This is a genomic window from Candidatus Hydrogenedentota bacterium (genome assembly GCA_016791475.1).
GTDB lineage: Bacteria > Hydrogenedentota > Hydrogenedentia > Hydrogenedentales > JAEUWI01 > JAEUWI01.
On record JAEUWI010000373.1, the window covers coordinates 1 to 283 of the forward strand.

Consider the following 283-nt stretch of genomic DNA (forward strand, 5'->3'; position numbering starts at 1 on the left):
TCCAGCAGCGTGAAGATTTGCCGGGCCAGTTCGGGCCGCAGGCGGAAATAGGTCCGGAAGCTGCGGGCGACAAAGCCGGCCAGGCCATGGAAATAGAAGCTGCCGTGGCGGCTGCTGAACCATTCGATGCGGCGGTCCCAGTAGGCCCGGGCAAAGGGGGAGAGGTCGCCGCGCAGATGCTGGCGGTAGAGTCGCCGGGCGTCGGGGTGGAAGCCGCTGCCGAAGAGGGCGAAGAAATCGTCGAAACCGAGATGGCGAATGCCGGCGATCTTCAATTCCAGCA

General features: G+C 64.7%; 1 pseudogene (cut by a window edge). It reads right to left on the reverse strand.

Annotated features, from left to right (window positions below):
- Positions 1 to 283: pseudogene (locus tag JNK74_29750) on the reverse strand (DUF3419 family protein); it runs 268 nt beyond the window's last position.